We start from the raw sequence: 19,262 nt of genomic DNA on the forward strand, positions 1-19,262 counted from the left end.
CAGACGCGCCATTGCGTCGTGCGCCGGTCGTCCTGATCGGCCCGCAGGTTGCTCTTTACTCCGATCGAGCCTGAATAATGAGTCAGAACGCTGAGCCTTCTGTTGTGAATGATGCTGTGCGTGGAGATTTTGTCCCACGTGTCTGGGGGCTGATAACGCCTTATTGGCGCAGTGAAGAGCGAGCCAAAGCCTGGCTGCTATTGATTGCAGTGATTGCCTTGTCGCTGGTCAGCGTGGGTATTTCGGTGTGGATCAACCATTGGTACAAAGACTTCTATAACGCTCTGGAAAAAAAGGACAGCGCGGCTTTCTGGAGCTTGATCGGTTATTTCGGGCTCATTGCGGCGGCGGGCATTGTGGGGGCGGTGTACCGGCTGTACCTGACCCAAATGCTGACCATTCGCTGGCGTCGTTGGCTCACCGAGCAACACTTTTCCCGCTGGCTGGCGCATAAAAACTACTACCAACTGGAGCAGGGCGGTTACACCGATAACCCTGACCAACGTATCAGCGAAGACCTCAATTCGTTCACTGACAACACCTTGACCCTCGGTCTGGGCCTGATTCGTACCGTGGTCAGCCTGGTCTCGTTTTCGATCATCTTGTGGGGCGTTTCCGGCAGTATCGTAGTATTTGGCATTACCATTCCGGGCTATATGTTCTGGTGCGCGCTGCTGTATGCCGCCGTAGGCAGTTGGCTGGCGCATTTGATTGGTCGACGCTTGATTGGTTTGAGCAATCAACAGCAACGCTTCGAGGCCGACCTGCGTTTCTCAATGGTGCGGGTCCGTGAAAACGCCGAAAGCATTGCCTTGTATAACGGTGAGCCGAATGAGCATGAACGGCTGAGCACTCGTTTTAACAGGGTGTGGCAAAACTTCTGGACGCAAATGAAGGTGACGAAGCGCCTGACCTTTTTCACGGCGGGCTATTCGCAGATCGCCATTATCTTTCCGTTTATCGTTGCTGCGCCGCGCTACTTCGCGGGCAAGATCGAGTTGGGTGAGCTGATGCAAATCAACTCGGCCTTCGGCAATGTGCAAGAGAACTTCAGCTGGTTTATCGACGCTTACGTCACTCTAGCTTCATGGCGCGCTACCTGCGATCGGCTGCTGAGCTTTCGTCAGGCGATGACCGACAACGAACAGCGCCAACCGGCGATTGATGTTAAGACCCAAGGCGATGCGTTGAAGCTTAATGACCTGAGCCTGGATCTGGCAGATGGCCGCGCGTTGTTGCATGGGGCCAACTTACAAGTGGCCGCGGGTGATCGAGTGATGCTGCGCGGGCGTTCCGGCAGCGGCAAAAGCACATTGCTGCGGGCGATGGGTGGGCTGTGGCCGCAAGGGGGCGGGGCGATTCGCTTGCCTCAGGAGCGCGCACTGTTCTTGCCGCAAAAGCCCTATTTACCGATTGGTACCTTGCGTGATTCGCTGAGTTATCCACAGGTCAGCGATACCTATAGCTCTGAGCGCTATGAAGAAGTGCTACGCACCTGTCGCCTGGAACATTTGATTCCCAAACTCGACGAGGCCAATCAGTGGCAGCGCGTGCTGTCGGGTGGGGAGCAACAACGGTTAGCTTTTGCCCGTGCGTTGCTGTATCGCCCACGGTGGTTGTACCTGGATGAGGCAACGTCAGCGATGGACGAAGAAGATGAGGCGATGCTGTATCAGGCGCTGATTGATCAATTGCCGGGGCTGAGTGTTGTCAGCGTGGGGCATCGCAGCAGTCTGGCGCGCTTCCATCCCCGGCTGGTGCGCATTGACGCGGGCCAGTTGGTGGCTCAGTAGCAAGGCGTAGCAGTGAGATTGCGTAACGTGTCTGGGGCAGATTATTCAGCCACCTTGAGTTCAAGGGATTTTGACGTTTTGGGTTCTGCCTGGGTGACGACGTAATAGATGTCCACGCGCGGATACTTCTCGGGATCGAAAAGTGCCATGGTGATTTCCCAGGTGGCTTTTTTAGCCTTTGCTTCTGCCTCGGTGAGGGTATGCGTGAATGTCCAGTTATTCGCTTTGCTGCCGTCAGTCCTAATGAACTGTAGATGTTGATTCAGTGCCTGACCGGCTGCCATTTGCGGGTAGCTGATGCTGATAGTCACGAGCGTATCGCCACCCTTGTAGTGAATGGTGTGGCCGATCAGGAAGGGCGCAACAGGCGCGGTTAATGTGCCAGGGTCTGATTTATAAGTGCTCGGGTTGAGGTCTTTTTTCGTGATTTGGCGTGCAGGAGGTCTGTTGTGCATGATCGACTCCAGTCGAGATGGACGTGTTTCCTGAACAGTTGGGCGAGTGTGCGTTTGCCCAACTGATGTGCGGGCCACGGTTGCTACGCGCTATGCAACGACCTTGACGGTGTGTACAGCTGATAACCCTTCAGTGCCCAGTATTCGGTAATAAATCACCAGTTCCCCGCCGATGGCCGGTTTGAATACTTGCGACGAGACGAGCACGTATGTTTCGTCTGCTGTAGCGGTTATAGAGTGGCCGAGGTACCACAGCGGGCCTTTCTTGCCGCCAGCTTCATGGACCTGAAAGTAGAAAACTAAATAGTCGCCTACATACACTTGGGTTTTGACACGTACCTCGAAGCTGCCCTGACCTGGGCCCGCTCCAAACGACAGCGTGTTGTATGGCAGGTGGGGCGTTTCTGGTGCTGGCAAAGCCTGCGCAGATTTGCGAGGTGGGACCTGGGTTGGCTGTTGCGGCGTAAGTTTGCTGGTCATGACATTTTCCTGTCCGTCGTGAGGCATGTTTGAAACAGCTTGGGCGTCGCACGATCTGCATTTATCCACGTTTACGGACGTTGCACAGCCTGTCAGAAATGACAGTAGTGACGACCGGTCTGCTTGGCTCAGGCACATGCTAGAGTGCCGCCCTAGCCTTTCGGAGCCGGTCATGAGCCGCTTACTTATCTGTGTTGCCCCGTTTCTGCTGTTGGCAAGCGTGCCCTTGGCTGCAGCCCCGGTCGTTACTGCACCTTTGCATGCGCAGTTCCTACCTGCCGATGATTTGCAGTTGCGTGCCGAAAAGCCCGAGCAGCAGCAATTGATGATGGTGACCACCTACTCGGTGGTGCTGGGCAGTCAACGTCAATCCAATCAGCAGCCGATACCGGTTACATTTCCGGTGTTGGTTCGTTTGAAAGGCAAACCAATGAGTCAGGGAGCGACGGTGCGTGAGGTGCTTATTTCATTCGACGGTGAGAGCAAAAGCCTGAAAAAGCCCGCCTTTGACAGTCAGACCAAAACCCTGACGCTGTCGTACCCGTTGTCTCAATACCGGGTAGTGATGGATTTGCTGCGCAACGACACGGTCTATTGCCAGTTTTTGATCTATGCCAATGGCCATATTTGGGCTGACTTGCACACCGGCAGCGTGCGTGCGCGCTGAGCCTTGGGTAAACTGCGGCCCTCGTGAAGTATCAGCAGGCTGGAGTCGGACATGCGTAAAGATAAGAAGCAGTTGATTGGTGATGAGATCGGCGACGAGCAGGTCAAGTTGTTCCTGGACTTTGAGCCTGTGGACGCTACCTCGCCTTCGCATCACAAGCTGATCAAAGCCTATCGCGGGCTGCGTATCGACGATTTCGGTCGTTTCTTGGTTTTCTTCAAAGAAGCCGGTTACGACCTAGATGGTAAAGATGAGCACGGCCAGACGTTCGTCGAGGTCATCAAAGATCAACGCAATGCCGACGAGTACATCGAACTCATCGAAGCCGCACGCGGCTGATTCAGCCTTGTAGAAGCGAGCTTGCCTCACGATCTTTTGATCGCCTAAAGATCGCGAGCCAAGCTCGCTCCTAACTATTCGTATAACCCCTAATACAGACACTTCTTACATAACCTGCGCTTTTTGCGACGGGGTGTTTTTGTGTGGGCGAACAATACTCAAGCGTGCTCATAAGGATTGTGGGCAGCCTTTTAACGTGAATGGAATCGAATAATGAACCGCGCAATGAGTGTTTTAAATCTACTGTTTTTGGGACTTGGATTGGTCGCTCAGGCCTCCACCACGCTGGCGGCCGATGAAGTACTAGAGGTCGAGGTGTTTAATGCTACCGCTCAGGCCATTTCACCAGATCATGATTTTGGCTGGTTGGAAGCCCCTGAAAACAGTGGGCATGATTTTGTCATTGGCCCTCAGGCCAGTCAGGAACTGATGTATTACATGCCCACGTCTAGGGGAACCGAGGCGTTCACTTATCGCCGGGGCGAGCAGGCTTGTCATTTTGGTTTTGGTCATCTCACGCCGGGTGCGGCAAACCTCAATCGCTGGGCCAAGGCCAAGTCGACGGGGTCGCTGCCTGTTACGTGTGCGGCTGAGTTGATTGCCATACCCGACGATGATGAGTTTGTGAGCAATGGCGGCACGCGGGTGCTATTTACGATGGGCTAGGGGTTAAAACCTGCACCCGACAAAAAGCCCCTGACCCAAGCGGGCAGGGGCTTTGAGAGGCGTATCAATGCCCGAAGGCAAGATTACGCGAGGTGGGTGTCAGCTGTTTTCGGCTCTACCAGTTCTAGCAACTCGGAGTTGCGGGTACTGATTTCACGGTACAGCTCAGCGTCGGTTTCGAGGACCTTTTCCCGTGCAGGGAAGATTTCCTTGAGCTTTGCCGCCCACTCTCCGGTGGTTTTTTGCGCGAAGCAGCGCTCAATCAGATCGAGCATGATCGAAACGGTCACCGAGGCACCTGGAGAAGCACCCAGCAGGGCGGCCAAGGAACCGTCTTTGGCTGCAACCAGTTCGGTACCGAACTGCAACACACCGCCTTTTTTCGGGTCTTTCTTGATGATCTGAACCCGTTGGCCTGCTACTTCCAAACGCCAGTCTTCAGCCTTAGCCTGCGGGTAGAAGCGACGCAACGATTCAAGACGTTGCTCCATCGACTGACGCACTTCGCTAACCAGGTATTTGGTCAGGTCCATATTGTCACGCGCAACGGCGAGCATTGGCCCGATGTTGCCCAGACGGATTGACATCGGCAGGTCAAGGAACGAACCGTGCTTGAGGAACTTGGTGGTGAAGCCCGCATAAGGTCCGAACAGCAGCGACTTTTTGCCATCTACGACACGGGTGTCTAGGTGCGGAACCGACATCGGCGGAGAGCCCACGGCAGCCTGGCTGTAAACCTTGGCCTGGTGATGTTTGACCACTTCAGGGTTGTCGCAACGCAACCATTGACCGCTGACCGGGAAGCCGCCGTACCCTTTGCTTTCTTCAATGCCCGACGCTTGCAGCAGCGGCAGGGCCGCGCCACCCGCGCCTAAGAATACGAATTTGGCATCAACATGGCGGGTGTTGCCGCTGTTGATGTCTTTAATGCTGACTGTCCAGCCGCTGCCGTTGCGCTTAAGTCCGGTGACCTTTTTGCTGTACTTGATCTGAGTGTCAGCAGCGCTGGCCAGGTGCTTGAGCAATTGCTGGGTCAAGGCGCCGAAGTTGACGTCAGTACCGTGCATTACACGGGTGGCCGAGATGTGCTGATCCGCAGGGCGGCCCGGCATCATCAAAGGCATCCACTCTGTCATCTTGGCTTTGTCTTCGGTGTATTCCATGTCGGCAAACGCATGGTGCTGGCTCAGCACTTCAAAACGTTTTTTCAGGAAAGACACACCTTTCTCGCCTTCAACATAGCTCAGGTGAGGCACTGGGCTAATGAATGATTTGCATGAACCGAAGGTCCCTTTTTGCGCTAGGTAGGCCCAAAACTGTTTCGACACTTCGAACTGAGCATTGATGTGCACCGCTTTTTTGATGTCGATCGAACCATCCGCCGCTTGCGGGGTGTAGTTCAATTCGCACAAGCCAGCGTGGCCGGTACCTGCGTTGTTCCACGGGTTGGAACTCTCCGCAGCCCCCGAGTCCATCTGCTCAACAACTTCCAGCGTCATACCAGGATCGAGTTCTTTGAGCAGCACGGCGAGGGTGGCACTCATGATGCCCGCTCCAACCAGTACTACATCAACTGCTTCGTTATGCGCCATTAACGCGTCTCCAAAATCTACGGCACCAAATTGACGGCATAGCTGTCAGGTGTACCCGGGCGTGTATCAGATAAGGCCTCAGGTCACGCATGACAAGGATCGCCATGTCCGATTCTTCGCAATTCCTTGCAACTTCAGCGGACGCCACCAGCCGGGCCTTCAAGGTTCATATGAACGCATTTCAGTACTCGGGAGGCAATTCGACTTAAGGTCAAGAGCGTCCGTTTGTGCAACCAAATCCGTAAGCGGACAGGCTTTCAGTCTCGAGCGTTGGAGCCGAGGTTGTTCCTGCTTGGTGAGGTTGTTTCAGACACTAATGGTGCATGTTCAGACGCAAAACTTTTCATTTGCTCGCCACACTCTTGTGAAGTTGTGAAAACCCGTTTTTTTCACGCTCTCTTGAAGACGTGAACCTCAAAAAAGGGCTGTCACATACTGGCGCCTGCGCGTAAGCATCGCAGTGGCCGAGCAAAATGACAGCTCTGGCAGATCGTGCAAAGGCGGACTCAGGTAATGAACAGCAAGCTCGCCAGCTCCACATGATCTGTGTGGGCGGCTCTCTGTGGGCGGTGCGGGGAGCTAATACAAGCGCATTAGCGATGCTGCGAGGCCCGATCAGGAGACGTCCTTATAATCGGGGGGAGATTGTAGCGAAGAAACGCGGGCAATTGATGCTGTTAAATGACTTTTATTGGTCTGCCAGTCAAAGGCCTAGCAGCGGTAGCACCGTCGAACGGGGTTTACGCGCTGGGATACGGGCGCTGGCCGGTAGAACCTGGTGCAACCAGTTGAGGCGAATTTCTTCGATTTCGACCCAGTTGCCGCCGACAGGCGGTTGTTTGCATTGCTTGAACGCTTGGCAGCGCCCGGTCGAGTCAAGGCGAGCGAAGCAGCGATGCGGGCGTAAAAACGAGAATAGCGACCATGTACTGTTCATGGAGAGCACCTGTTGATTCAGTAAACCGGACATTACGTGCTGGACGTGACATGCCGATGTATTGGGCATGACAGAGTGGTGACAGCACGCGGCTATTTGCAAGGGCCGCCGCCCCGTTATACTGGCGCCCTGTTTTACCCAGTCCTGGAGAGATGAGCATGTTGCAACGCCTGTTGTTCGGTTTGATCACTGTGACCAGTTTGACCCTGGTCGGCTGCGCCCACAGCCCGCAACAACTCAGCCCGCAACCTAAGCTGACCAAGCAACTCGCGCCTGTCGGCCGTGGCCAGCCGGTGGTTGTGCGCGTGGTGGATGGTCGTCCGTCCCCGACCCTGGGTACTCGTGGTGGCATGTACCCTGAAACCAGCGCGATCAGCGTCAGTGGTGCTGACGTGATTCCTAAGCTGCAAGCTCAAGCCGAAGCGGCTGTGCGTTTGCTGGGCTACACGCCAACCTCGAATGCGATGAACGCACCGCAGTTGACGGTCACCTTGGCCGATCTGAAATATCAGTCGCCCAAAGACACCATGTACGTCACTGAAGCGACCATCGGCGCGACCTTCCGTTCTGATGTTAAGAATGGCGGCCGCACCTACACCGGTCGTTATGGTGCATCGCTGGATCAGCGTTTTGGCATGGCGCCGAATCAGGAGACCAACACCAAGCTGGTTAGCGACGTGTTGAGTGATGCCCTGACTCGCGTGTTTGAAGATCCGTCGGTCGGCCGTTTGCTCGGCGAGTAATGGCAGATAAACCAAAAAGCCCGAACTCAGTGAGTTCGGGCTTTTTGGTATTAAAGGGGTTAGGCCGCTTCGGCATACACCTCAAGACGGCTGACGCCAGTGAACAGATCAAGTTCTGGCAAATCGGCGTGGGTGTGGCCGCTCAGGGCGCAGTAGACCAGCCAGTGGCGGTCTTGAACGTTGAATGCTAACCCCTCGATTAGCGCCTGTTGTTCGTCACTAGGCGCGATCAAGTAGAGGCGGTCCTGATTTTCAGCGTGCAGCATGACAAGCTCCGTGTCGGTGTCGAGGGGCCACAGAGTGGCCTCTAGACATGACGATACGGTGACAGCAAAAATTAACCGGATGGACTGTGCCAGCCCACCGCTGTGGCGATGTTACAGAGGCAGCCCGGCCTTGATTCGGTACTGATTGCGCACCGGCATGGCGTATTGCAGCACCAAGTACGGGCGGTGCTCGACAGGGCACGCGTCGAGACGGCGTTGCCACTCTTGCTGGGCCTTGGTCAGCTCTTCGGTCGGGAACAGTTCGGCGGCGCTCGGAACCTGCAATTGCGGGTCGGCGTCGCTCCACTGTGCATAGGCCAGGTAATGCGCCGGGAACAGCCGGTAGCCACTGAGAATATGGCGATCCATTTCGGCGGCCAGCAATTTGCTGTCCTCGAAAGCCCCGGTAATCGGCGCTGCAAAGTTTACGTGCACACGGCCTTTGTAGCCCGTGATGCCGTTGGCAATGCTGGTGTCGTCTTCGCCCGGCACTTTGTTGTAGGTGCCAGTGGTGGCACGGATGTAAAGCTCGCGCGCTTTGGCCTGATCGCACGGGTCGTATTCGTAACTGATCGACACCGGGGTCATGTTCAGCGACTTAACGACGTCAGCGAATGGCTCGTCTTTACGGCTCATGTGAAACATTTTTAGGATGGCCGAGTCGGTGCGATCATCGCCGTCTTTGGCGCGGCCTTCGGCTTGAGCGATCCAGATTGACTGGCCGTCGCTGCGAATCGAATGGTTGATGTACGCCGACAACAGTTGGTATGCCGCCAGTTTTTCGCGGCGGCCGGTGATCGAGCGGTGCACGATAAAGCTCTTGTTCAGGCGCATCAGATCGCTGACAAAAGGCTTTTGCAGCAGGTTGTCGCCAATCGCAATACGTGGTGTCGGCAAACCCGCGTGGTACACGGCGTAATTGACGAAGGCCGGGTCCATTACGATGTCGCGATGGTTGGCCAGAAACAGATAGGCGGTGCCCGACTTTAAGTGTTCAACGCCTGTATACGTTACGCCATCAGTGGCATGTTCGATGGTGCGGTCGACGTACACTTCGACCTTGTCCTGCAAGGTCGCAACGGATGTTACGCTCGCGAATTCTTTACGCAGACGGTGCGCTATAAGAGGTTTTAACAGCCAGCCGAAAGCGCCAGCCAGGCGCGGAAAGCGAAAGTGGGTCAGGATATCTAGAAACGCCTTGTCGCTGAGCAGCCGGGCCAGCACTGCTGGGACTTCGGCGTCGTTGTAAGGTCGGATGGTATCGAATTCGCCCATCATGCTCTCTTGTTGGAAACGGCTAGGGTTAGTACACAGGGCAGGACAACAATTAGCCCTGCAAATAGACCGGCGATTATACGCACAAGTCACTCTGGAGACCGCGATGCTTGAAACCGAACTGTATTATTGTCCTTATTGCGGTGAACAAGCCGAAGCTGTACTTGATTTGTCAGGCGGCGATCAGACCTACATTGAAGATTGCGAAGTGTGTTGTCGGCCCATTGTCTTCACGCTCCAGATAGACGGTCATGAGTGGATGCTCGATGTGCACAGTGAAAACGAGTAGCAGGTGAGCGCGATGCAACGAATCTACGAGCCAGAAAACCTGATGGAGGCCGAGCTTTTGCTGGGGATGCTGGCCAGTGAAGGGGTTAAGGCCTGTTTGCAGGGACGTGATCTGATTGGCGGCACGGGTGAGTTGCCCGCACTGGGGCTCCTGGGTTTGGCGGTGGACAATGAGCAGGCACGATACGCGCGTGAGTTGATCGATGCGTACAATGGCGCGTCGCCGATGGCGGGCGATGAGCCCGACAGTTTTCCCGATGTGCTGGACTGCTGAGCGCAGCGGCCTTTTTACTGCCTCTATATAGAAGAGTTGTGCTGCCCCATGTGTGGACGTTTTGCCCTGTTTCGCTGGAACCCTGCGTTTGCAGCCTTGCCAGGATTTCCGGCTGATCAACAGGCCCAATGGAACATTTCACCTAACGACTCCGTGTTGATCATACGCGCCGGTGCCGAGCCCGGTCAGCGTGAGTTGGCGAGAGCACGCTGGGGGCTGACCCCGTCGTGGCTGACCGATCTGTCGAAAACCCCGGCTCACGCTCGGGCCGAAACGTTGGTTGAGCAACCCATGTTTCGCGATGCTTTTCGCCAGCGCCGCTGCCTGATACCGGCCAACGGTTTTTATGAATGGCGTGGTACCACGCGCAAACGCCCGTATTGGCTGACGCCGGGTGAGGGCGCTTCGCTGTTTTTCGCAGGCATCTGGGAGGCTTATCCGGTTGAGGGGCACGTCTGGCTCAGCACCGCTGTCGTCACCCAAGCCGCCGCCAGTCAGCGCCGACCGCTTATTCTCGATGAAGCCGGGCAACAGGCCTGGCTCGACCCACAAACCCCGCTGCATGTTTTGCAGGCGCTGCTTGCCAGCCCGCAATCCCCGCTGCGTGAGCGACCATTAGCCAATTTGGTCAATGATCCCAAACTCAATGCGCCTGAGTGCCTGACGCCGGGTTGAGATACGATGCGCGCCATCAATAGGGAGACTCATGATGGGTAAGTTAGCAGTAGTGTGCGCGCTGGGCGCAGGCGTGTTGCTCAGTGGTTGCCAGGCAGTAAACACCACCAGCGGTGGCGCGGTGGGCGTTGAGCGCAAGCAATACATGTTCAGCATGCTGTCGAGTCAGCAAGTTGACCAAATGTACGCACAGTCGTACCAAGAGACCGTCAGCACGGCTAACGCCAAGGGCGAGTTGGACAAAACCAGTGCCAATGCCAAGCGTTTGCAAGCCATTGCCAACCGCCTGATTGCTCAGGCGCCGGTTTTTCGCCCCGATGCTGCTCAATGGAACTGGGAGGTCAATCTGATCAAGAGTGACGAACTCAACGCCAATTGCGGGCCTGGCGGCAAGATCATTTTCTACAGTGGGATCATCGACCAACTCAAGCTCAGCGATGACGAAATCGCTGCGGTCATGGGGCACGAAATTGCTCACGCCTTGCGTGAGCACGGGCGCGAGTCCATGTCCAAAGCGTATGGCATCGAGATTGCCAAGCAGGGCGCGGGTGCGCTGCTAGGGTTGGGGCAGGACAGCCTTCAATTAGCGGATACCGTGGTCAACTACAGCCTTACGTTGCCCAACAGCCGCAGCAATGAGAACGAAGCCGATCTGATTGGCCTAGAGTTGGCGGCACGTGCGGGTTACAACCCGAGTGCGGCGATTACTTTGTGGCAGAAAATGGGTCAGGCTTCGCAAAGCGCGCCGCCTGAATTCATGAGCACTCACCCGGCATCCAGCAGCCGGATTGCCTCGCTGGAAGCGGCGATTCCCAAAGTAATGCCGCTTTATCAACAGGCTCCGAAGACCTGAGGCGTGTAGGTCTTGTGTGGGAGCGGGCTTGCTCGCGATAAGGCGGGCGCGGTCTGAATGATTGATCGCGCTGATGCCATCGCGAGCAAGCCCGCTCCTACGGGTAATCAGTGGCGGGCTACAGCCAGCCGCTTGTCACCATCGCCTTGTACACGGCCACAATGGCCAAGACGAAGAACGCAGTCGCGGCTAGTCGGCGAATCAGGGTCAGTGGCAGTTTGTCTGCAGCAAAGTTACCCGCCAATACCACCGGCACGTTGGCAATCAGCATGCCCAAGGTGGTACCGATAATCACCAGCCACAGGTCCGGGTACTGTGCGGCCAGCATCACGGTCGCGACTTGGGTCTTGTCACCAATTTCGGCAATGAAGAAGGTGATCAGTGTGGTGACGAAAGGACCGTACTTGCGTGCAGTGCTGGCTTCGTCGTCGTCCATTTTGTCCGGGACTAGGGTCCAAAGCGCTGTGGCGGTAAAGCTCGCGGCGAGGATCCAGTGCAGCATCACGTCGGTGAAGAACGTGCTGAACCAGGCGCCCACAGCACCCGCTGCCGCATGGTTGGCGAGGGTCGCCACCACGATGCCGGCGATGATAGGCCAAGGTTTGCGAAAGCGAGCCGCCAGGATGAGTGCGAGCAGTTGCGTCTTGTCGCCGATTTCGGCCAAGGCAACGATTGCGGTAGGAACGAGTAAGGAATCGAGCATCATCAGGTAATTTTCCAGGGGCGGGTCGACACGGCTATGACACGTACAGCCTTCCCGCCCCGGGTAAGGTGTTCGTGTCATAGGTCTTGTCAAACCCTGGTCCGTCTGTGCGGACGCCTGGGTCGCATGCACCATGGTCTGTTGACCAAGTATGTTGACGCATGCCGGATGAGCTTAAGGCTCAAGGGAGACTACTCCCCTAGGACGGAGCGGATTCTGCCTAGGCAAATCCGATCCGGCAAGCCTTGTTTTTAAAATGGTGTTAACGACGCTTGGCGCTATAGATCCGAAAACCTTGTCCTTCGGCCTTAACGGCGCAGTGTCCGAATTGCTCTTCGATCAGCGGTTGGTAGCGCAAGAAGCTATTGGCCACAAGGCGCAGTTCGCCACCTGTTTTCAGATGTTTGACGGCTTTTTTCAGCAAGTTTTCGGTGGCGTGATAGTCGGTGTGAACGCCGACATGGAATGGCGGGTTGCTTAAAATAGTGTTCAAACCCATCGGCGCTGCGTCGATGCCGTCGCCAGTAATCACGTCCGCTTCCAGACCATTGGCAGCCAGTGTCAGACGACTGCTGGCGGTGGCAAACGCATCGACATCGAGCAAAGTGACGCTGTTATGCGGGTAGCGGCGTTTGACGGCTGCTCCAAGCACACCTGCGCCACAGCCGAAATCCAGTACGTGCCCGCTGGGCAGTTTGTCTAGGTGATCAAGCAGCAAGGCGCTGCCGCGATCCAGGCGGCCGTGGCTGAAAACGCCTGGCAGACTGACCACTTTCAGCGGGCCTTCGGCCAGATCCAGCTCATAGTGCTGCGCCAATTGCTCAAGCACGGGTGCGGCGGGGGCATTTTCAACGGTGACTTGCCAGAGCTGGCAATGCCGCGCGCTGTCGAGCTTGCGCGGCTTGCCGAACGGAATGAGTTGTTTGGATGCGCCTTCGATGCCGCCTTTCTTTTCGCCGACCAAAAATACATCAGCGCCGGGCAAGCGAGCGGCCACGGCCTTGAGTACGTAATCGCTCAGTTCCTTGGACTTGGGCAGAAACACCACCGCGGTGTCGAAGGCCCGGTCGGGGATTTCGACGCCGAAATGCACGCGCCCGGCAAAGCGGGCGTCGAGCGCGGCTTGATCGCCCGCGTGCCAGCACCAGCCGTGTGCGTTCGGAAACTCGCTGAGCAATTCATCAGCCGGCAAGCCGACTAACAGTAACGAGCCTTGAAAGTAGTCAGGCTGACGAAGCAGTACTTCACTGCGCGGATCCATAATCTGCTCCTCAAAAAGGGGCGCAGTCTATCAACTGACGACCCGCAGCGCTGTACCGTTGAAGAACGCTTCGGCGTTTTGCGTGAGTTGACCGACGATTCGCTGCCGCGCTTCGCGACTGCCCCAGGCGCTGTGCGGGGTAATGATCAGGCGTGGAATGTCTGCGGCCAACAGCGGGTTGCCGTCGCGTGGCGGCTCTACACTCAGCACGTCGGTGGCAGCACCGCCTAAATGACCGCTGCGCAAGGCATCGGCCAGCGCCTGTTCGTCGATCATGCCGCCGCGTGCGGTGTTCACCACAAACGCGCCGGGCTTGAGCAGCGCCAGTTCGCGGGCGCCGATAAAGTTGCGGGTGTGTTCGTTGAGCGGGCAGTGGAAGGTCAGGGCGTCGACCTGCGGCAGCAGTTCGTCCACGGGCAGGCGGTCTGCGCGGGCCGGGCGACCGGGGATCTGCCCGATCAAGACGCGCATGCCAAAGGCTTCGGCCAGTTTGGCCACGGCGCTGCCCAGTTCACCGTGGCCAAACAGGCCAAGGGTTTTGCCTTCCAGTTCGACAATTGGGAAGTCCAGCAGACAAAACTGTTTGGCCTGTTGCCATTGGCCTTGCGCCACGGCTTTTTGATAGTCGATCAGCCGCGTGGCCAGTGCCAGCAACAGGCTCAAGGTGTGCTGCGCCACCGATGGCGTGCCATAACCCTGACAGTTGGCGACGGTGATTCCCAGGGCGCGGGCGGCTTCAAGGTCGACGTTGTTGGTGCCGGTGGCAGTCACCAGAACCAGCTTGAGGTCGGGGCAGGCGGCGAGGGTTGCTGCGTTGAGCAGGATTTTATTGCTGATGACGACGCTGGCGCCCTGCACGCGCTCGATCACGTTGTCGGGCGTTGTGTCCGAGAACAGCAGCAGTTCGCTGAACAGGCTGCTTAGAGGGCTGAGGTCGAGGTCGCCCAGATCCAGGGAAGGGTGATCAAGGAACACGGCGCGGTGAGTAATCGTCATCAACTGTACCTTTTGTGCTGTCGAGTGAAGGCGTAATGTGGCGAGCCTAACAGAAGAAACAATTTGTAATGGAGCCGTGCATGTACTGGACAGAATTCTTGACTGTTGCCCTGATTCACTTGCTGGCGGTAGCGAGCCCCGGCCCGGATTTCGCCGTGGTGGTACGTGAAAGCGTGACTCACGGTCGTCGTGCTGGCATTTTTACCGCGTTCGGCGTGGGCACGGCAATTTTCGTGCACGTGGGTTATTCATTGCTGGGTATCGGGATTATTGTGTCGCAGTCGATTGTGCTGTTTAACGCCCTTAAGTGGCTGGCGGCGGCTTATCTGCTGTACATCGGGATCAAGGCGTTGCGGGCCAAACCGGCTGATCCGTCTGCTGCTACGGCAGCCCTGCCAGTGGGCGAGCGCACGGCGCGCGGGGCGTTCACGGCGGGTTTTGTGACCAATGGCTTGAACCCAAAAGCGACGCTGTTCTTTCTGTCGTTGTTCACCGTGGTGATCAATCCGCACACACCGTTGACGATTCAAGCGGGCTACGGTGTTTACCTCGCGGTGGCGACCGGCGCGTGGTTCTGCATGGTGGCCATGTTGTTCAGCCATCAGCGCGTACGTACCGGTTTTGCCCGCATGGGCCACTGGTTTGATCGCACCATGGGCGCGGTGCTGGTGGCGCTGGGCGTGAAACTGGCCTTTACCGAGATGCATTGACCCATAAAGAACCGTAGTCGCTGCCGAAGGTTGCTAAGGGTTGCGAAGCGGCCCGTTTTCCCGAACCCCCGCGGTCTTCATAAAGCCCGCGGCCGTTTTCGCGGGTCTTCTTGTCAAATTCTGGTTTTCCTTCATCCTTGCGGGCTTATTGCAGCGCGCGCACGGAGAAGTATCGATGTCCTCAGTTAACCGGTTCTGGTGCCGAGCCAAACTGCCATTGGCAGTCAGCCTCGTCTCGACGCTCGCCGGGCCCGCCTGGGGCGTGAGCTTTAATATCGGTGAAGTCGAAGGTCAGTTGGATTCCGAGCTGTCCATCGGCGCCAGTTGGTCCACTGCCAAGGCGGATCGCAACTTGATTGGCGCCAACAACGGCGGCAAAGGCCAATCTGAAATCTCCGACGATGGCCGCTTAAATTTCAAACGCGGCGAGACTTTTTCGAAAATTTTTACCGGTACACACGGCCTGGAGCTGAAATATCGCGACAGCGGCCTCTATGTGCGCGGCAAGTACTGGTACGACTTCGAGTTGCAAGACGACAGCCGGCCTTTCAAACCTATCAGTGACAGCGGCCGAAAGGCCTCCGCGCAGTCTGCGGGTACGCAACTGCTGGACGCGTTCGTCTATCACAACTACGCGATTGGCGATCAGCCGGGTGCTGTGCGCGTGGGCAAGCAAGTGGTCAGTTGGGGCGAGAGTGAGTTCATCGGCGGTGGGATCAATGCGATTAACCCCACGGGTGTTTGGGCCTATCGACGCCCAGGCACTGAAATAAAAGACGGCTTGGTGCCGGTCAACCTGTTCTACGTCTCGCAAAGTTTGACCGATAATTTATCGGCCGAGGCGTTTTACCAGCTTGATTGGGAGCAGTCCGAAGCCGATAACTGCGGGACGTTCTTCTCACAATCTGACGTGATCGCCGACGGTTGCAGCGGCAATTATCGGGTGATGAGCAAGCGTTCGGCGCTGGACGTTGCCGATCTGTCGGCGCTGACCTCGGCGGGCGTCGATGTGAATGGCGAAGGTGTGTTGATCCGCCGCGGGGTTGATCGCGATGCGCGCAACGGCGGGCAATTTGGCGTGGCTATGCACTATGTGTTTGAGCCGCTGGACACTGAGTTTGGTGCGTTCTTCATGAACTACCACAGTCGTGACCCGATTATCAGTGGTCGCGCTGCGCCGCAGTCGGCGTATACCGCCGCTGTAGGGGCAGGCAGTCTGGCGCCAATGATCGTGGCGGGCAATTCCAGCTACTACATTGAGTACCCAGAAGATATTCGGCTGTACGGGCTGAGCTTCAAGACCACGTTATCCACAGGCACGACATGGAAGGGTGAATTGAGTTACCGGCCCAATGCGCCGGTGCAGCTCAACAGCAATGACGTGCTGTACGCCAACGTGACATTACTGCCGGGCCTTGCCGATGCGTCCCCCCTGAGCGTGACGCCGGGGGCTGATTCGCAAGGGTATCGACGCAAAGAGATCAGCCAGTTTCAGACGTCGCTGACGCATATCTTCGACAATGCGATGGGCGCGGATCGACTGACGCTGATTGGCGAAGTGGGCATCACGCATGTGGCGGGGCTGGAAGACAAGGCTGACCTGCGCTACGGGCGCGACCCGGTGTTTGGCTCGGCAGGTAATGACGGCTTTACCACCGCCAATGCCTGGGGCTATCGCGGGCGAGCGGTGTGGGAATACAACAAGGTGTTCTCGGGCCTTGACCTGAGGCCCAATCTTGCCTGGTCGCATGACGTCAGCGGCTACTCGCCAGGGCCTGACAACACCTTCGAAGAAGGTCGCAAGGCGATTACGTTGGGTGTTGATGCCGAATACGAAAACACCTACACCAGCAGCCTGTCGTATACCAATTTCTTTGGTGGGCGCTACAACACGCTCAGCGACCGCGATTTTGTGGCGCTGAGTGTTGGGGTCAAATTCTGAGTGACTAGGCTCTAAATGCTCGTTTAGACACCGTAGCGCTCCGCGTTCTCGTCTGGCCTAACCTTCGCTCGAAAATATTTCGTACAGTGCTCGACATCCACCTCGAAGTTGAAGCCTCAAACGCCCTGCCAGATGTTGCGGCAGGGCTTTTTTGTGTATTTTTCTGATATGTTTTTTTTCACTGTGTTGATTTATGAAATAACTCGTGTCATCTATGGCGTCGCAACCTCCATGGACAGACCCACTGCGCCAATGCGGATGGCGAGTATTTCTTCCCCCCCGAACACCTTCCAGGAGTCAATAACTTGAACAAGACAGAACTTCTAGGTGCACTGGCACTGTGCGCTTTCAGCTTTATGGCACACGCCGAAGAGGCCCCGATGCGTATCGGTATTGAAGCGGCTTACCCACCGTTTTCGTTCAAAACGAGTGACGGTGATATCGGTGGCTTTGACTACGACATTGGTAATGCACTGTGCGAAGAAATGAAGGCCAAGTGCACGTGGGTTGTTCAGGAATTTGACGGCATGATTCCCTCGCTCAAGGTACGTAAGGTGGATGCGGTGCTGTCGTCCATGTCGATCACCGAAGACCGTTTGAAGTCTGTCGATTTCAGCAAAAAGTACTACCACACCCCCGGCAAGTTCGCGATGAAGGCGGGCAATGTGCTGAACGATCCTTTGGTGGATCTCAAAGGCAAGCGCGTCGGGGTGCAGCGTTCTTCAACCTATGACCGTTTTGCCACCCAGAAGCTCGAAACCGCCGGTGTCGTTGTGGTGCGCTACTCCACACAAAGTGAGGCGTTCCTGGATCTGATTGCGGGCCGTCTGGATGCCACGCTCGCTGACATCATCTACACCGATGAGAGCTTTATCAAAACCCCGAAAGGCGAGGGTTACGCACTGGTCGGGCCGGACATCAATGACCCGAATTTCTTTGGGCGCGGGGCGGGAATTGCGGTGCGTAAAGGCGATAAGGCGAACGTCGATCGTCTGAATGCGGCCATTGATGCCATCCGCGCCAATGGGAAGTATGAACAAGTGATGGCCAAGTACTTCACCTACGACATCTACGGCCAACAGTAAGCTGTCCCGCCCAGCTGACAAGGCTCTCTTGAGGGGGCCTGTTAAGGGATCGCTCGTCCACGTTGGCCGAGTATCGTTGGCTGGGCTCTTTGGCACCGCACAAGCACTAAGGAGTATTTGTGGAACACGTTAAGTATCAGTTGCCGTGGACTGCAACGGGCACAGAGCGCCATTTGTCGCTGTTTCGTTTTGGCCAAGGCCCGCGTAAGGCTTATATCCAGGCCTCTTTGCACGCAGACGAACTACCGGGGATGCGCGTCGCGGTAGAGCTTAAACGCCGCCTGCTGGAGCTTGAAGATCAGGGCCGGTTGAGCGGGGTGGTTGAGTTGGTGCCCATGGCCAACCCTATCGGAATTGCCCAGATGTTTCAGGCAACCCATCAAGGCCGTTTTGAGTTTTCCAGTGGCAAAAACTTTAACCGCGATTTTCCGGCCTTGACCAATGAGTTGGCCGATCGGTTGGACGGTCTGCTCGGTAGCGATGCCACTGCCAACACCGCACTTATCCGCCGGGCAATGATTGAGGTGCTCAATGCGCTACCGGCTCCGGCATCGGAGCTGGACGCTTTGCGTTGTTTATTGATGCGTCACGCGTGTGACGCGGATGTGGTGCTGGACCTGCACTGCGATTTTGAGTCGGTCATGTTGCTGTATGCCATGCCGCAAAACTGGTTGCGCTTGCGTCCGTTGGCCGCACGCTTAAAAGCTGAGGCCGCCCTGTTGGCGGAAGACGCGGGTGGCAGCGCGTTTGATGAAGCGTGTGCGATCCCTTGGTTGCGTTTGGCTGAACGTTTTCCTGAGGCCGATATTCCTTTGGCGTGTGTGGCTGCAACCCTTGAATTGCGCGGTATGGCCGATACCGAAGCTGATCAGTGCGTTGAGAGTGCCGAAGCGATTCTGGGGTATCTCGCGGATCATGGCCTGATCAGCGGCGATTGGCCGCCGGTCCCCGTTCAGTGTTGTGAGGCCACGCCGTTTGCGGGCGCCCAATACGCCTATGCGCCGCACCCTGGCGTGGTGAGCTTCACCCAGCCGCTGGGGGCCAGGGTCAAGGTGGGCGACCCTCTTTTTGAAGTCATAGATCCGATCACAGACCAGCACAGTGTGGTGCGTGCCAGCACGGATGGCATTCTCTATGCGCGTGAGCGCTTGCGCTTTGCTCAGCCCGGTTTATGGTTGGCCAAGGTCGCTGGCAGTGTGCCTGTTCGTCAAGGGCGCTTGCTCACTGACTGACCCACGCGCGGCACGGAGCCAACGGTAGGA

The 19,262-nt window shown here is 56.7% G+C and carries 22 protein-coding genes and 1 riboswitch; of the genes, 13 read left to right on the top strand and 9 right to left on the bottom strand.

Annotated elements, in window-relative coordinates; translation table 11 throughout:
* The first annotated feature begins 77 nt into the window (after positions 1-77).
* A complete protein-coding gene (locus B347_RS0104685) occupies positions 78-1,793 on the top strand; it encodes an ABC transporter ATP-binding protein/permease (RefSeq protein WP_019408550.1) in 1,716 nt (571 codons plus the stop codon).
* Positions 1,794-1,834: 41 nt separating this feature from the next.
* Here B347_RS0104685 and B347_RS0104690 read toward each other — a convergent pair whose 3' ends face one another.
* Both B347_RS0104690 and B347_RS0104695 read right to left on the bottom strand, forming a co-directional pair.
* Positions 1,835-2,248, bottom strand: coding sequence for a hypothetical protein (locus tag B347_RS0104690; RefSeq protein WP_019408551.1), 414 nt, complete (start codon positions 2,246-2,248; stop codon positions 1,835-1,837).
* 90 nt (positions 2,249-2,338) lie between these two features.
* Positions 2,339-2,728, bottom strand: a complete 390-nt coding sequence (locus B347_RS0104695) for a hypothetical protein (RefSeq protein WP_019408552.1) — start codon at positions 2,726-2,728, stop codon at positions 2,339-2,341.
* A gap of 172 nt (positions 2,729-2,900) precedes the next feature.
* Between B347_RS0104695 and B347_RS0104700 the strand changes: the two genes are divergently transcribed.
* The 3 genes from B347_RS0104700 to B347_RS0104710 all read left to right on the top strand — a co-directional run bounded on the left by B347_RS0104700 (position 2,901) and on the right by B347_RS0104710 (position 4,400).
* On the top strand, positions 2,901-3,395 hold the full coding sequence (locus tag B347_RS0104700) for a hypothetical protein (RefSeq protein WP_019408553.1): 495 nt from the start codon (positions 2,901-2,903) through the stop codon (positions 3,393-3,395).
* A 51-nt stretch (positions 3,396-3,446) separates the two neighbouring features.
* Positions 3,447-3,734 (top strand): PA4642 family protein, encoded by a 288-nt coding sequence (locus tag B347_RS0104705; protein ID WP_019408554.1) that lies wholly within the window; start codon positions 3,447-3,449, stop codon positions 3,732-3,734.
* A gap of 225 nt (positions 3,735-3,959) precedes the next feature.
* Entirely contained in the window at positions 3,960-4,400 is a 441-nt protein-coding gene (locus B347_RS0104710; protein WP_100218019.1) for a hypothetical protein, read from the top strand.
* Between the two features lie 83 nt (positions 4,401-4,483).
* Here the strand turns inward: B347_RS0104710 and mqo are convergent, their stop codons facing one another.
* On the bottom strand, positions 4,484-5,992 hold the full coding sequence (gene mqo, locus B347_RS0104715; protein WP_019408556.1) for a malate dehydrogenase (quinone): 1,509 nt from the start codon (positions 5,990-5,992) through the stop codon (positions 4,484-4,486).
* Positions 5,993-6,695: 703 nt separating this feature from the next.
* Positions 6,696-6,929: a hypothetical protein gene (locus tag B347_RS0104720; RefSeq protein ID WP_019408557.1), complete on the bottom strand. Its 234-nt coding sequence runs from the start codon at positions 6,927-6,929 to the stop codon at positions 6,696-6,698.
* Positions 6,930-7,087: 158 nt separating this feature from the next.
* Between B347_RS0104720 and B347_RS0104725 the strand changes: the two genes are divergently transcribed.
* Entirely contained in the window at positions 7,088-7,672 is a 585-nt protein-coding gene (locus B347_RS0104725; protein ID WP_019408558.1) for a YajG family lipoprotein, read from the top strand.
* Positions 7,673-7,731: 59 nt separating this feature from the next.
* On the opposite strand, the gene B347_RS0104730 is transcribed toward B347_RS0104725, so the two are convergent.
* Both B347_RS0104730 and B347_RS0104735 read right to left on the bottom strand, forming a co-directional pair.
* Positions 7,732-7,938 (bottom strand): hypothetical protein, encoded by a 207-nt coding sequence (locus B347_RS0104730; RefSeq protein ID WP_019408559.1) that lies wholly within the window; start codon positions 7,936-7,938, stop codon positions 7,732-7,734.
* Between the two features lie 111 nt (positions 7,939-8,049).
* Positions 8,050-9,216, bottom strand: coding sequence for a 1-acyl-sn-glycerol-3-phosphate acyltransferase (locus B347_RS0104735; RefSeq protein ID WP_033387172.1), 1,167 nt, complete (start codon positions 9,214-9,216; stop codon positions 8,050-8,052).
* A gap of 103 nt (positions 9,217-9,319) precedes the next feature.
* Between B347_RS0104735 and B347_RS0104740 the strand changes: the two genes are divergently transcribed.
* Genes B347_RS0104740 through B347_RS0104755 form a run of 4 tightly spaced genes read left to right on the top strand, consistent with a single transcriptional unit; the run spans position 9,320 to position 11,303 of the window.
* Positions 9,320-9,502, top strand: a complete 183-nt coding sequence (locus tag B347_RS0104740; RefSeq protein ID WP_019408561.1) for a CPXCG motif-containing cysteine-rich protein — start codon at positions 9,320-9,322, stop codon at positions 9,500-9,502.
* Between the two features lie 12 nt (positions 9,503-9,514).
* The gene (locus tag B347_RS0104745; protein ID WP_019408562.1) at positions 9,515-9,775 is read left to right on the top strand and encodes a putative signal transducing protein; all 261 of its coding nucleotides are present in this window, start codon (positions 9,515-9,517) and stop codon (positions 9,773-9,775) included.
* A gap of 48 nt (positions 9,776-9,823) precedes the next feature.
* On the top strand, positions 9,824-10,450 hold the full coding sequence (locus B347_RS0104750) for an SOS response-associated peptidase (RefSeq protein WP_019408563.1): 627 nt from the start codon (positions 9,824-9,826) through the stop codon (positions 10,448-10,450).
* Positions 10,451-10,484: 34 nt separating this feature from the next.
* Positions 10,485-11,303, top strand: coding sequence for a M48 family metallopeptidase (locus tag B347_RS0104755; protein ID WP_019408564.1), 819 nt, complete (start codon positions 10,485-10,487; stop codon positions 11,301-11,303).
* A gap of 118 nt (positions 11,304-11,421) precedes the next feature.
* Here the strand turns inward: B347_RS0104755 and B347_RS0104760 are convergent, their stop codons facing one another.
* The 3 genes from B347_RS0104760 to B347_RS0104770 form a co-directional block, all read right to left on the bottom strand.
* Entirely contained in the window at positions 11,422-12,006 is a 585-nt protein-coding gene (locus tag B347_RS0104760; protein ID WP_026013988.1) for a TMEM165/GDT1 family protein, read from the bottom strand.
* Positions 12,007-12,097: 91 nt separating this feature from the next.
* Positions 12,098-12,219, bottom strand: a riboswitch (yybP-ykoY riboswitch).
* Positions 12,220-12,268: 49 nt separating this feature from the next.
* On the bottom strand, positions 12,269-13,267 hold the full coding sequence (locus tag B347_RS0104765; RefSeq protein ID WP_019408566.1) for a class I SAM-dependent methyltransferase: 999 nt from the start codon (positions 13,265-13,267) through the stop codon (positions 12,269-12,271).
* 30 nt (positions 13,268-13,297) lie between these two features.
* The gene (locus B347_RS0104770) at positions 13,298-14,263 is read right to left on the bottom strand and encodes a 2-hydroxyacid dehydrogenase (protein WP_019408567.1); all 966 of its coding nucleotides are present in this window, start codon (positions 14,261-14,263) and stop codon (positions 13,298-13,300) included.
* An 80-nt stretch (positions 14,264-14,343) separates the two neighbouring features.
* Here B347_RS0104770 and B347_RS0104775 point away from each other — a divergent pair, with 80 nt between their 5' ends.
* From B347_RS0104775 to B347_RS0104790, 4 genes are all read left to right on the top strand, one after another.
* Positions 14,344-14,973: a LysE family translocator gene (locus B347_RS0104775; RefSeq protein WP_019408568.1), complete on the top strand. Its 630-nt coding sequence runs from the start codon at positions 14,344-14,346 to the stop codon at positions 14,971-14,973.
* A gap of 175 nt (positions 14,974-15,148) precedes the next feature.
* The gene (locus B347_RS0104780) at positions 15,149-16,915 is read left to right on the top strand and encodes a DUF1302 domain-containing protein (protein ID WP_019408569.1); all 1,767 of its coding nucleotides are present in this window, start codon (positions 15,149-15,151) and stop codon (positions 16,913-16,915) included.
* Positions 16,916-17,220: 305 nt separating this feature from the next.
* On the top strand, positions 17,221-18,000 hold the full coding sequence (locus B347_RS0104785) for an ABC transporter substrate-binding protein (protein ID WP_019408570.1): 780 nt from the start codon (positions 17,221-17,223) through the stop codon (positions 17,998-18,000).
* A 119-nt stretch (positions 18,001-18,119) separates the two neighbouring features.
* On the top strand, positions 18,120-19,232 hold the full coding sequence (locus B347_RS0104790) for a succinylglutamate desuccinylase/aspartoacylase family protein (protein ID WP_019408571.1): 1,113 nt from the start codon (positions 18,120-18,122) through the stop codon (positions 19,230-19,232).
* The last annotated feature ends 30 nt before the right edge of the window (positions 19,233-19,262 follow it).

Origin of the sequence: Pseudomonas psychrophila HA-4 (assembly GCF_000282975.1) — a bacterium.
GTDB classification, from domain to species: domain Bacteria; phylum Pseudomonadota; class Gammaproteobacteria; order Pseudomonadales; family Pseudomonadaceae; genus Aquipseudomonas; species Aquipseudomonas psychrophila_A.